Genomic DNA, 12,205 nt, shown 5'->3' on the forward strand with positions numbered 1-12,205 from the left:
CGGCGCTGTCAGCGCCAGTCGCCGATCAGTTGGAATCCCGCCCAACGGTCGAAGCGGTTACGGCCGTTGTTCTCCCGGGCCGTCAGGACGGCTTCGCGCAACGCGTCGGTTCTGCTCAGGCCGCGTCGGCCGATGCCGTCGTAGAAGGCTCCCATGATCTCGGCCGTGGGGCCGTCCGGCACCTTCCACAGGCTGACGAGCATGGAGTCCGCACCGGCGAAGAGCAACGCGCGGGTGAGACCGGCGAGTTCGTCGGCGTCGTCGGTCGCGCTCACTCCCGTCTCGCAGGCCGACAGCGTCACGAGGGACAGGTCCGGCGCCCTGAGCTGGATGATGTCCCGCGCGGTGAGCAGCCCGTCGGCGAGGACAAGACCGGAGTCCAGCGGGTCAGTGGCGTCGAAGCGGGCGTGCCCGGCGACGTGCAGAACCGAGGTCCGGGTGAGCGCGTCGAGGACGGCGCTCACAGTCGCGTCCCGCCCCAGCACGGGCCGGACACCGAACTCCGCGGCGAGACGCAGCGCCTCCGCACGCGTGCCGTGCAGATCACCGGTCGGGTCGCCGAAGACCTCGGCGTGGCGGTCGGCGGAGCCGGAGCGCGCGGACCCCACCACCCGCAGGAAGGAGCCGCTGGGCAGCAGGCTCACCGGGTTGCGCTCCAGCAAGGTCCGCCCGCCGGTGTTGACCGCCCCCAGCGGAACGTGGTGCAGGAAGCCGGTCGGACAGACGAGCAGCACGTCCTCCGGATCGGAGACCGAAGCCAACAGGTCGGCGACGGGGGCCAGTTGGTGCTGGAAGAGGTCCTCCATGTCGGCCGCCAGCGGCCGTACCCGGTCACTGGCACCGAAGTTCTGCCGTACAAATCGGGCCAGTTCCCCCACATCGGTCGGCAGGCTGCGGATCCGTGGGCTGGAGCCGTCGGAGCGCAGCGCGATCACGCCCAGCCTCCTGTCGTCGAGCAGTACCAGGCTCGCCAGCACTACGGTCCGGCCGTTCGCCAGAATCCTCAGGGTTTTCGCGATGTGGTCCGGGTCGGCCGGCCGGCCCTGCCGTACCTCGACGTAGGCCGCGGCAGCCGGGGCCTCCTGCCGTATGGCCGCCCAGATGTCGTCGAGCTCACCCTGGACTTCGCGGTACGACTCCCAGAACTCCGGGCTGCGCTCGCCCGTCCAGGCACGCAGGCCCGCGCGCCGGGCGAGCAGCGCCGCCTCGCGTCGTACGAGCCCGGCCGGCACGTCGGTGGGCATGGTGAGTTCGGCCTCGCCCAGCGCGTCGAGGAACGTCCTGGCCCGCATCGCCTCGTGGGCGGCCCAGGCCTGCCGGAACGCGTCCGCGTCCCCGTCACCGTCGGCGCGACGGAAGTGAATGCGGGTCAACTCGGCGAAGGATCCAATCTGTTCGTTCTGGATCGCGATCCGCTGATCGGCGTCGGCCGCGTTCGCCCGCAGCAGGTCGGCGACGTGCGTGACCATCATCAGCAGACGTACGGCGGTGTCGTCCTCGCCCGACTCCTCGAGCAGCCCGGCGAGTTCCAGCAGCGCCGGCCCGGCCTCCTCGGCCTTGGTCACTCGGTACCGGACGCCGTCCGACGCCGTCCAGCACAGCGGGTCCCCGCCCCCGGCGCCGGTCTCGTCACGCACGCTCGCGAGGAGAAGCTCCTGCTCCGCGTGGTGCCGTGCGTCGCCGCCCAGGGCCTCGGCGATGTCGGGGCGGGCGCGGAGCACACGGGCGATGTCCAGATGGCAGCCGGTCGCCCGGCGGGACATGCCGGTCTGCTCCTCCAGCTGCCGGGCCCGCGCGAAGCACGCCAGTGCGCTGCGGTGCATCCCCATGACATGCCGCGCCCGGCCCAGCGCGACGATCGCGTTGATCTGCGTGACGGGCACGATGAGATGGGGGTTCTCGTCCTCCGCGAGGCGCACGGCTTCCTGGAACGCGCCCATGCCGAAGTCCGACTTGCCCTGCCGCAGGGCGCGGCGCCCCGCGGCGACGTACTTCTCGACCTCCGTGCGGGTCGTGGGCCGGTCCTCTTGCGCGCGTTGTGCCTCGTGGGCGTAGGTCAGCGCGGCCATCCGGTCACCCAGCCGTCGGCACACCGTCGCGAGCCGGCGCAGCATTGAGGCGAGGACGCTGCGCGGGGCGAACAGCCGGTCGTACTCGGCCACGCCCTCACCGGTCCTGCGACGCTCGGCCTCGTCCGCGAGCAGCAGGTCCCGGGCCCGCTGCAGACACGCCTGCGCCTCCGGCAACTGGTGGTCGGCGATCCGGACGTCGGCGACCGCGGAGAAGGCGTAGGCGAGCAGCCGGTCACGGCCGAGGCCGAGCCGGCTCGGGTGCGGGGCGAGGTCCTCGGGCAGGGCCTGGGCGAGCCGCAGCATCCGCTGGGTCCAGAGCTTCCAGCGGTCGACGTCCCGGTCCTTGTGTCGATAGTGCTCCGCGATGAAATACGCCTGCAGGGTCGCCCTGACGAGGCGGTGCGGGTCGGCCGCGGCGATCCAGGCGGCCGCACGCAGTTCGTCGTCGGCGACGTGAACGAAGCCTCCTGGCTCGTTGTTCCGGACCGCGGCCAGCAGGGCGTCCCCGCATCCGGCCAGGTCCGGGGGCGGGGCCGAGGGCCGACGGGACGGGTCGACGGGTGCGACGGGGCCGAGGAACATCGCCAGGCCGAGTATGTAGTCCTGGCGGTCCGGGGTGGCGTCAAGACTGCCCGGGCGGCTGAACGGCCAGGCCGGTTGCTGCTCGTCGAGCTTGGCCAGCGCCTCCCGTATCAGTCCCTCGGCCGGATCGAGTTCAAGGGCCTTCGCAAACTGCTCCCGGGCCCGCCGCGGTCCCGCCCCGGTGCTCAGCAGGCATTGGGCGAGCAGCCCGTGCCCGTGGGCAGTGGGCTCGATGGCCAGGGACTCCTCGCTGTGCGCCTGGGCGAGGTGGTGCTGCCCGCGGTAACGGAGAACGACACCCAGACAGCACCAGGCATCCGCGTGATCGGGGTCCTGCTCGATGGCCGTCTCGTACTCCCGCTGCGCCTGGTCGAGCCTGCCCGCCTCGAAGTGCCGTTCGCCCCTGCGGAAGTGTTCCTCGGCCACGTTCCGCTTCGCCAGGGACGCCACTTCGGCGGTCCCGTCCGGGTCACGCTTGGCAAAGTCCCGGAGCAGGCCGGCACGTTCTCGTTCGGGCAACCAGGCGGCGATGGCCGCCATGAGGTGGGCCTGGTGCTCCTTCTCCGACAGGGCCCTGAAGTCGACTCCGGGGTTGAAGCCGAGATACCCGTCGGCTCCGCGCCGTTCCATGTGCACGGCCGTGCGTGGTTTACGCGGTGTCCTTCGCTCGGGGCCACCCTCGAACATGGCGGTGAACGGAACGCCCACCTCCAACTCCTTGACCCACTTCTCCCATTCGGGACCGTGGTCGTGGCCGAGGGCGACCGCCAGGTCGCACAACACCTGGAGGGTGGCCATGTGCTGGATGCCCACGCGCTTGCCGGCGCGGTATCCCATCAGCTCCGTCAGCAGCTCCCTGGCCTTGGGCCAGTCGCCGAGTTGTGCGTGGCACCGGGCCATGCGGTGGACTATCTCCTTGTCCTGCGGGGCAGCACGGTGCTGATCGTCCAGCACCCGCAGGGCGTCCCGCCACGCTTCGCGCCGGGTCAGCTCGCCCACGAGCGCCGTCATCGCGGTGGGCGGCCTGTCGAGCCCGGCCAGCAGTCGGTCGGCCTCGCGGGCCCTCTCGACGGCCCGTTCGAGGCTGTCGGCCAGCCGCAGAGCCTCCTTCTGGAGGTGCTCAGCCCTCTCCAGAGTGGTTCTCCCCGGCGGACCCGCGGCCGAGCCTCCGACCACATCCTCACGATCGGCCGTGTCCGTGCGCGCCGAGTGCTTCCGTACAGCGCTCGCGCGCCCCGCTCCCAGAATCTTCCCGGTCTCCGCCAAAGCCCGCTCGAGCTCTGCCGCGGCCTCGGGCTCCACTTCGGCCAGTCGGTCGAAGGCCGGCCTGACGTCTTTCGTCCCGCCGGCGTCACTTCCGGCGACGGCGGCAGCGAACGAGGCGAGGACCGCGAGACCCCGGGCTCGGCCGGAGCGGCCGGCGGCGTATTCGTCGGCGGCCAGCCGATATGCGCGGTGGGCCTGCCATCGCGCCGTCGGGGGCTGTGCGGCTCCGACAATGAAGTGCCCATGCGCCTTGAACAGGTCCCATCCGTGCACTATGCCCTGCGCCGCCCTCCAGCCCTTCTCGCCGTCGGAGGTCGCAAGGACGGTGAGGAGCAGCTCCCCGGCCCCCTGGACCGGCGGTCCGGTCTCGTCCCCCCGAGCCATGCCGTCCCGCACGCTGTGCAGCAGAGCGAGCGTCCCTGTCACACGTAAACCCGGATGCGTACGACGAACGCGTTCGTGCACCGCCGCCGGGCTGTCCAGCAGCGTGAGCTCGGCGACCCAGCCTCTGGCGGCCGAGAGGCCCTCCTCGGCCAGGCCGGGTAACCGGACCATGCCCGCCCATGTGCTGGCCAGAGTCTTGAGAAACGTGTACACCCGTTGCGCCCGTCTGTGCGGTCCCGCCGTTGCCGCGCATATTGCCATCCGTGAACAGCGCAAGCGCTAAAACTGGGCAATTACCCGTCCCTACGACCGAGTTGGCTTGCTCACACTGAATACAGCACCCGCACGCCGTAACGGGTCTGGCCGCTAGGCGGACGGGTTGTCCGCGCAGGACTCACTCTTCGTGGTGTGCGCGGTCGACGCGGAACCCGGACTCGCGTAGTCGGTCACGACATCGACGACACCGTGCGGGGCGTCGATCTGCAGCCGCTGTTCACATGTCACCGCATTACGCGTGCAACATCATCCGTGAGCACGTCGCTTGACTCGCGTCCGATTAACCTCTCCGCAAGCATGACCGTGCTGCGGTACGACACAAACCGTGGCCGTGCCCTGTCCGTGCCCGTAAAAGCGGACAACCACGGTCAACAACGGTGCGAGCAGGCCGCACAACCACGTCGGCAGGACGACATCCACCCAGGTCAGAGGTTATTCGGCTACGCAAGCGCCGTAGCTTCAAGCTGAGAGCGCGAGTTCGATTCTCGTCACCCGCTCTGCGATGAAACCCCAGGTCAGCGACCTGGGGTTTGTTTGTTGTCTAGGCCAATTTGGGGGGCGTGCCCTGCGTGCCCAGAGTCGAGGTGAAGTGCCCTTTCGGAGGGCCTACGGGCTCGGATTCGGGCATTGAGGCGCCAGGGTATCGGGCCCCCTGAGCTCCGCCGAAGGGATGTGAGGACGTGGAGATCGTCGTCACCGTAGCCGCGATCATGGCCATGATCATGCTGGGCGTGCTGCTGATCCATGGCTTGAACGTCAGGCACAACCAAAGGATCGCGGCATCCCACTACAGTGATGTCCTGCCGGGGATCGGCCGACGAAGCCGGAAGACCCGGCAGTCGGTGGGCCTGCAGGATCTCCCGGCGGCACCACTCACCGCGAACCCCGCGACGGGGACGGCCAATGATGTAGGGCTTCCTTCTCGCTGGAGGCGGTGGGGTGTGCGCGACGGACTTATGCCCATCGTCACGTCGTTTTGAAGGACGAGATCACCATGGAACCACTGGAAGTCCCCCCTGCCGGGCACGCCGAAGTACGCATCGTGGCCGCGTCCCCCGAAGTCTCCCGTACGGTTGCGGAGGTTCTCCGTCGTTGCTTCGCCTCCGTCGAGCAGCGCAGCTACCCGGCGGGCAGCGAGGGCGGGACCCGTCTCCACCTCACCGTGGACACCACCCGCCCGGCGGAGCCGGCCCGGTCCTGGCTGGTGACCAGTCAGTCCTCGGAGGATGACCGCAAGCAGACGGACGAGGTCTGAAGCGTTCTCCTCATCGAGGTCGGCATGGCCCCGTAGTCCTGCCTCCTTGGACTTCGGGTCGTCCCTTGGTCTCCTGGTCGGTTCGCGGCACTCTTTCTCTGCTCCCGCGGAGGGTGGCGGCACTCATCAGAGGTGTGCAGGGCAGTGTTCACAACCCGCGCCTCACCGGGGCCCGTTCGACGTCCCAGCGGAGTAGCGTGGAGGCATCAAGAGTATTTCGCACACCGGCCTCCACGTCGGTGTCGTTCTCGGCGAGTGACGACACCGGGCCGAGCCTGTGACAGCGGTCTGGAGACGGGTTCGCGCGATGCCCGCGACCACCGACCTTGCCCCGCTGCGGATGGTGCCCTTCAGGGTTCCGAGCACCCGCCTCGCGCTGAAGCCCATGAGCACGTCCTGACGGGGCCTGGACGGCGCCTGGTGGCCCCGCTCCCGGGACCTGCCAGGCGAACTCTCCGCTCTGGCCGACGTGCTGGATCCTCTGTGGGGACGGATCACCCGGATCGCCGTCAACCCTCAGTACTGGCCGGTCATCCCGCGCAAGGTGCCCGTCAACGGTCATGTGGTGAAGGTCGGTTGGTTCGCGCGGGAGCTGGACCCGTACAAGATCATGCTGCTGTCCTACACCGCCGGCCGGTGGAACCTGCTGGTGATACCGCCGGAGGTCAGCCCCCCGGCAGCCGCCCGACTGATGGCCGCCGCAAGCGACGGCTCCGGCCCTCCGATGACCGCGAGCGAGCTCATGGCGGCGGAACAAGCCCTCCACGGCAGCCCGACGGGTTATCGGGCACAGGTTCCTGAGGAGGCGTGAGAGGGCAGGGAGGGCACTTCCTCGTGTTACCCGGCCACCCCGACCGGGCCGAGGCGACTGATCACAGGGATGTGACCGTGATCCTGATCGTTGCCGCACTCCGGCCCCCGGCGCGACAACCGGACGGCGGCCGGGCCCGATTACGCCCCACCGCCGCAGAACGGGCTGTTGGGACGACCCTGGCGGGTGAAGCTGCCGTATGGTGCTCCGTCTCAGCAAGGATGACCAGCAGCGACCGGTGCTGTCTCAGGCAACCACAGCTGGCCAGGGTGGGCGAGGCCCATCGCGCAGCTTCGCCATACGGACGGCACTCCCCGCGCACCGCTCACGATCAGATGGTGTCGTCGCCCACGGCAGCGGCCATGAGCGGCTCGGCCGTATCGGGCGGGGTGTCGGGCGGTACGACCAGCAGGTCCCAGCGCCCCCGGCTGGGGGCAAGGAGGCAGACCGTGTCCGGGGCGGACATAGTGGTGGACCTGCGCAGGCGCACGACCTGGTTGAAGACGAGCATCCGGCCGGGGGTCGCGGACCACGTCGCCCCGTTGACCGTGACACTGCTGATGTGTCCCCAGGCCTGCGGCAACCCGGCGAGCAGCCGCGGGAGTTCCACCAGCAGGTCGTACGAGCGGGGCCACCACACTCCGTCGATGCGGCGCGGCATGCCGGCGCGGGGTGCGAGACGCAGACGGAGGAGGGGGTACGAGGGAAGCGGGGGCTGCAGTGCGGTCGTCATGAAGGCTCCTGTCAACTGCCATGAGAAACGCGAGAAAAGGGGAAGGCCGGGTTCACACGCGGCGGGCGGCGACGCGGTCCGGTGCCGGCCAGCGCACGTCGTACACCCAGCCGAGGCGTTCGAGGAGGCGGATGACGGCAGCGGAGGGGTCGATCTGGCCGCGGTCCACGCCATGGCGGGCGCTGGTGGGGCCCGCCCGGTAGCTGCTGTCTTCGTCGAAGGCGAAGAACCAGCGGAGCGCATCGGCGGCTTGTCGTGTCACTTCCGGGTACGGGGAGACGAATCGGACCTCGGCCGACGGCCCGTCGGGCAACGGAAGGGCTTCGGCGGTCATGGGGGCGGAACCTGCCTCGAGCGCGAGCACCCGCTGTCGTGGAACCGCGAGGCCGAAACCGGCATGGCACCGGCATACGAAGGGGCCTCGCTTGCTCCACCGTACTCCTGCCTGCCGCGAAAGGAGGCGGACCCGGCTCGCGCGGCCGATCGCCGGGCGTCTCGCACCGCATCACCGGGCGCCGCACACGGCATACGGGTCGTGGTGATCCTGGCCGGGCTATGGGGCTTCCGTGGCGATCGGGAGCACTCGACCGGTACCGGTGTCGATGAGGATCTGCGCCGCCTGTGTGAGGTTGTCGGCGCGGACGGCCCTGGCCATCGCGTCGCGCGCCGCGTCGGGTGTCGCGTGCGGCGGTACCACAAGCAGGGAGAAGAGATCTCGATCGCCCCGGCTGACGAGGACGGTGTCGTCGCCGACCGGAGAGGAGTCGATGTGCACGACACGATCGTCGATGATCAACCGCGTCGGCAGTTCTTCCCAGGCGCTGGAGTCCAGGCCGACGCGCGTGACAGGCCCGAGGTGTTCGGTCAGCGCGGCGATCAGGCCGGGAAGCTCGGCGCCGATGTCGCGGGACCGTGGCCACCACGCACCGTCGAGGATTCCCGTACGTTCGTGTGTCGTCTGCAGCCGCAGGATGGCTGTCCCGGGCCGGACGGCCTGGTGAATCGCGTCCGGCAGGAGCTTCGCCTCACGTGACGGGTCGGGGTCGGGCATCGTCATCGCCTGTCTGCGGCTTCGGCGGCTCGCCGACCGCCTGGAGCGATGTCGGCGTCACCGCCGGGGAAGCAGAGACGCTTCCTGGGTCCACGATACTCCGCACCGGCCACGACGAAGCTCGCCCAAGCGCTGCCGCCCAATGCTCCGGTACCCGAGAAAACCGCTGGTCAACGCAGGTGCTCGGAGCCCGGCCCGGAGTACAGTGAACACCAGGAGTTCCTCGTACCCCAGCTGACTTTTCGTCGGTGCTCGGCACGAGTGGCGGCAATCATGGCAACACTGCACGAGCGGAAGAACTACCGCGAAGCGATCATGAAAACCCTGTACGAGGCCACGGAAGGCAATCGCCTCCTTGGCGTCACCGGGGCGAAGCTGCGTGACGACTTGGGGATCCCCGAGCAGGATCTGGCCGCGGCCTGCACATATTTGGTGGGCGAAGGGCTTATCACGGCCGACTGGACCCGGGGAAATGCACCCGCGATGGTCACGCTGACGCATCAGGGGATTCGGCTCATGGAGGCCGATGAGGAGGAGCGCGACTGACGCGACAGTGCCACTTCAGGACACCGGAGCCAGGGGCCGAATTGCCCGAAACCGCCTATGCCAGAAGGGCGTTTCGGTCATACTATGACAAGTAGGTCGGCGCACTCTCACGTGCAATGGCCCGGAAGGGCGGCCCCGGTGTGTATACGCCGGGGCCGTTGCACAACCGGTGGCGCGCAGGCAGGGAGCAGGACATGATCCGTTCAGCCGACATCCGCGAGTGGCGCAACCATGACGTGGTCGACCCGAAGCAGCACAAGATCGGCATGCTCGAAGCCGTCTATGTGGACACGACCACCGACGAACCGGCCGTGGCCACCGTCAGGACCGGGCTTCCCACCCGCCAGCGGCTGGTCTTCGTCCCCCTCGACGAGGCAGTCCTCGGGCCGGACTACGTCAAGGTCTCCTACACCAAGGGACAGGTACGGAACGCCCCATCGATCGGGACGGACGACGTACTGCCCGCCGAGCAGGAAGAAGCGATCTTCCGGCATTACGGCATGGCGTACCAGCCGGGCGCCAACGGCGAACGCAAGCTCGCACGCCGCTGACCGTCCAACACGTAGCACGCAGTACGAGGAGGTGGTTCGGGTGATGGTGCTCTTCCTGCTGCTCGTCCTTGTGGCTGTCGTACTGGGAATCATCGGCTCGGCAGCGGACGGTCTGGGCTATCTGCTGGTCATCGGCATCGTGCTCTTCGTGGTCGCTGTGGCCGTCGTCGCGGTGCGAGGGTTCCGGCGCGCCGGGCGGCGTCCCGTCCGCTGACGACGGCGGCGGTGCCTGAGCTCTTCGGCAGGTCCTCACGACTGGCAGGTGTCCTCGCGACGGTAGCCGGTGTCCTCACAACGGTCCGTCGGGCACCGGCCAGGAGTAGCCTGGACTTACCGAGAGCACTTCGTACACCGGCTTCGATGCCTGTGTCGTTCTCGGCTGATTCACGACGCCGGGCCGGCTCAGACCAGCCCAGGGCAGGGTTCGCGTCATGACCGCAACCATGTTGGACAAGCAGGCGGTCGAGGACCGGGCCTCCTCTTCGTTGCCGCTCCGCCTCATGCTGGCGCCGGCCGGCACCGCTCCCTCCCTGATCGACGGTGCGTGGTGGCCACGCTCCCGCGACCTGACGACGGAACTCCCGGCGCTCATCGCAGTACTCGACCCGCTGTGGGGGCGGATCACCCGTGTCACGGTGAACCCCACGTTCTGGCCGGTCGTCCCACGGAAAGTGCCCGTCCACGGGCATGTGGTGCGGGTCGGCTGGTTCAAGGCCGAGCAGGACCCGCACAAGCTGCTGCTGCTCTCCTACACCGCCGGCCGCTGGGATCTGCTGGTGATCCCGCCGGAGACGAGTGCGGCCACAGCTGCCCGGCTGATGACCGCTGCCAGTGATCCGTCGCGATCTCTCACCGCGAGCGGCCTGATCCGGGAGGCCGAGCTCTTCCGGATCGCGGCGCAGGCCGACTGGGATGTGGCCCGGGAACGGGTCTGGGACTCCGAAGGCGGGCATGAAGCCCCCCGCACGGCGTCTCGGGGCCCGGTCGGGGCAGCCATCGACCACATGTCGGCTCCGGCGCAAGGAAGGTGAGAAGCATGGATACCTTCGCGACGGTGGTCGTGATCCTGGCGATGATCGCCCTGGGCGCGCTCGCGATTCAGCTCTTCACGACGAGCCACGACGATCGCATCGCGACCTTGCCCCTGGCCGTTCCCGGCCGAAGGGCAAGGGTCCGCGGCGGGCCGCGGAAACACGCACCGCGACCGGCGAACTGTGGCGACTGCGGGCGTGGCGCCGTACTCGGAAGTGAGCCACCTCCTCCGAGAAAGGGCCGTCCCCGCATCCTTGTCCCGCCGCCCGGCTCAGCCTGAGGCGGGCGAACTCCCCTCGCTCACCGATCTGTTCGACTCCACGCGCGGCCGTGTAACTCGCATCGCGGGCAGCCGCCGTTCCTGGCCCGGAGCCCCGCTCCTGCTGCCGGCGACCGGCCACACGGTGAAGGCCGCCTGGTTCGTGACCGGACTGGACCCGTTCAAGACCCGGCTGTTCTCCTACGGCGTCGGTCACCGGGACCTCCTGGTGATCCCGCCGGCCACCGATGCCGCCTCGGCCGCCCGGTTCATCGCCGCGGCCACCGACCCGCGGCACCGCGAGCCGCCGAGGACCACCGGACCGCCGCCGAGCACGACGACGCGTACGAACGGAGCTGTGAAGAAGGGTGGGAGTACGAGGGCGGTGCCCTGCCGAGCCGTCTGCGGCAACAGCGCCAAGGCGTAAGCGGCAGGGCGTCACACTCCTGATCCCGACACTCGGTCGACCCCCCTGTCCTGACGCCCGGTTTACCTCGTCGGCTCCTGCTGTCACCATGCCGAATCCGGGGATGTTCGTCCCACGGCCGGGAGAGGCTCGTATGACAGACGTGTACTTGCGCAGACTGTCCCGTTGGCAGGCCGAGCAGCAGCGGGACGTCGTCGCGGACGTCCACGTCACGGCGTACCGCGGTGCCGCGGGTGCCGAATACCGTGACCGCCAGAGCTTTCTGAACCGGTTCGAGCAGGATGTGCAACGCACCGACTTCGACATGGTGGTCGCCGACGCGGCGGGCTTGGTCGGCTGCGCCTACGGGTTCCGCGTGGCTCGTACCGGCGAGTGGTGGTCGGGCTTCCGGGACGAGCTGCCGACGGAGATCGAGGAACTCACGGCCTCGGGCCGGACCTTCCTGCTGGCCGAACTGATGGTGCTGCCGTCCCAACGGCGCCGCGGCATCGCGACCCGCCTCGGCGAGCGGTTACTGGCCCGCCTCGACGCCGATCTGGTCGTCGCGGCCGTGGACCGGCCCGGCGAAGGCGGCCGCAAGACCGCGGCGGAGGAGACCTTGCGCGCCTGGGGATGGTCGAAACTCGGCGAACTCGGCCCTCGAATCGCTTCAGACGTTGGTTCCGGTTCGGATTACGGTGCCGGTGCTGGTGCCGACCGGGAGACGGCTGCCCGGGATGTGTGGATCCGCAGGCCGCTGCGATGATCCCGCGGCGTCCCGGGAGGCGAGGCCCCACCCAACAGCGCTCCTCACCGAGGCGAGCGGTCGGTGTCCGTACGACTAGCTCGGCCGGCGCCTCGGCCAGGGCTGGGCGGACGGAATCGCCCGCGCCCTCGGGTTCGATGTCGAGTGGCCGCCGGGCCGCCGCGCAGAGCGCGGTAAGTCCGCGCTGGGCACACCCGACGGGGCCCTTGCCCTCG

General features: G+C 69.5%; 13 protein-coding genes and 1 pseudogene. 9 read left to right on the forward strand and 5 right to left on the reverse strand.

Annotated elements, in window-relative coordinates:
- Positions 1-8: 8 nt before the first annotated feature.
- Both ACYVO6_RS08600 and ACYVO6_RS08605 read right to left on the reverse strand, forming a co-directional pair.
- Positions 9-4,475 (reverse strand): CHAT domain-containing protein, encoded by a 4,467-nt coding sequence (locus tag ACYVO6_RS08600; RefSeq protein WP_461058924.1) that lies wholly within the window; start codon positions 4,473-4,475, stop codon positions 9-11.
- A 195-nt stretch (positions 4,476-4,670) separates the two neighbouring features.
- Entirely contained in the window at positions 4,671-4,808 is a 138-nt protein-coding gene (locus tag ACYVO6_RS08605) for a hypothetical protein (RefSeq protein WP_461058926.1), read from the reverse strand.
- A gap of 452 nt (positions 4,809-5,260) precedes the next feature.
- On the opposite strand from ACYVO6_RS08605, the gene ACYVO6_RS08610 reads away from it, so the two are divergent.
- The 3 genes from ACYVO6_RS08610 to ACYVO6_RS08620 all read left to right on the forward strand — a co-directional run bounded on the left by ACYVO6_RS08610 (position 5,261) and on the right by ACYVO6_RS08620 (position 6,646).
- Positions 5,261-5,560 (forward strand): hypothetical protein, encoded by a 300-nt coding sequence (locus ACYVO6_RS08610; protein WP_461058928.1) that lies wholly within the window; start codon positions 5,261-5,263, stop codon positions 5,558-5,560.
- A 14-nt stretch (positions 5,561-5,574) separates the two neighbouring features.
- Positions 5,575-5,835 carry a hypothetical protein gene (locus tag ACYVO6_RS08615; RefSeq protein WP_461058930.1) on the forward strand — a complete coding sequence of 87 codons (261 nt, stop codon included), beginning with the start codon at positions 5,575-5,577 and terminating at the stop codon, positions 5,833-5,835.
- Positions 5,836-6,241: 406 nt separating this feature from the next.
- On the forward strand, positions 6,242-6,646 hold the full coding sequence (locus ACYVO6_RS08620; protein ID WP_461059345.1) for a DUF5994 family protein: 405 nt from the start codon (positions 6,242-6,244) through the stop codon (positions 6,644-6,646).
- A gap of 331 nt (positions 6,647-6,977) precedes the next feature.
- On the opposite strand, the gene ACYVO6_RS08625 is transcribed toward ACYVO6_RS08620, so the two are convergent.
- From ACYVO6_RS08625 to ACYVO6_RS08635, 3 genes and pseudogenes are all read right to left on the reverse strand, one after another.
- Complete coding sequence (locus tag ACYVO6_RS08625; RefSeq protein WP_461058932.1) at positions 6,978-7,379, reverse strand: DUF5994 family protein; 402 nt, start codon at positions 7,377-7,379, stop codon at positions 6,978-6,980.
- Between the two features lie 52 nt (positions 7,380-7,431).
- Positions 7,432-7,581, reverse strand: a pseudogene (locus tag ACYVO6_RS08630) (acyl-CoA desaturase); the annotation flags it as partial.
- A gap of 351 nt (positions 7,582-7,932) precedes the next feature.
- Complete coding sequence (locus tag ACYVO6_RS08635) at positions 7,933-8,430, reverse strand: DUF5994 family protein (RefSeq protein WP_461058934.1); 498 nt, start codon at positions 8,428-8,430, stop codon at positions 7,933-7,935.
- Positions 8,431-8,703: 273 nt separating this feature from the next.
- Here ACYVO6_RS08635 and ACYVO6_RS08640 point away from each other — a divergent pair, with 273 nt between their 5' ends.
- The 6 genes from ACYVO6_RS08640 (at position 8,704) to ACYVO6_RS08665 (ending at position 11,990) form a co-directional block, all read left to right on the forward strand.
- Positions 8,704-8,976 (forward strand): hypothetical protein, encoded by a 273-nt coding sequence (locus ACYVO6_RS08640; RefSeq protein WP_461058936.1) that lies wholly within the window; start codon positions 8,704-8,706, stop codon positions 8,974-8,976.
- A 194-nt stretch (positions 8,977-9,170) separates the two neighbouring features.
- The gene (locus ACYVO6_RS08645) at positions 9,171-9,527 is read left to right on the forward strand and encodes a PRC-barrel domain-containing protein (protein WP_461058939.1); all 357 of its coding nucleotides are present in this window, start codon (positions 9,171-9,173) and stop codon (positions 9,525-9,527) included.
- Positions 9,528-9,567: 40 nt separating this feature from the next.
- On the forward strand, positions 9,568-9,741 hold the full coding sequence (locus tag ACYVO6_RS08650; RefSeq protein ID WP_461059371.1) for a hypothetical protein: 174 nt from the start codon (positions 9,568-9,570) through the stop codon (positions 9,739-9,741).
- 217 nt (positions 9,742-9,958) lie between these two features.
- Complete coding sequence (locus ACYVO6_RS08655; protein WP_461058941.1) at positions 9,959-10,558, forward strand: DUF5994 family protein; 600 nt, start codon at positions 9,959-9,961, stop codon at positions 10,556-10,558.
- A gap of 255 nt (positions 10,559-10,813) precedes the next feature.
- On the forward strand, positions 10,814-11,245 hold the full coding sequence (locus ACYVO6_RS08660; RefSeq protein ID WP_461058943.1) for a DUF5994 family protein: 432 nt from the start codon (positions 10,814-10,816) through the stop codon (positions 11,243-11,245).
- A 133-nt stretch (positions 11,246-11,378) separates the two neighbouring features.
- Positions 11,379-11,990, forward strand: a complete 612-nt coding sequence (locus tag ACYVO6_RS08665; protein ID WP_461058945.1) for a GNAT family N-acetyltransferase — start codon at positions 11,379-11,381, stop codon at positions 11,988-11,990.
- The last annotated feature ends 215 nt before the right edge of the window (positions 11,991-12,205 follow it).

Source organism: Streptomyces pseudoechinosporeus, assembly GCF_054783935.1.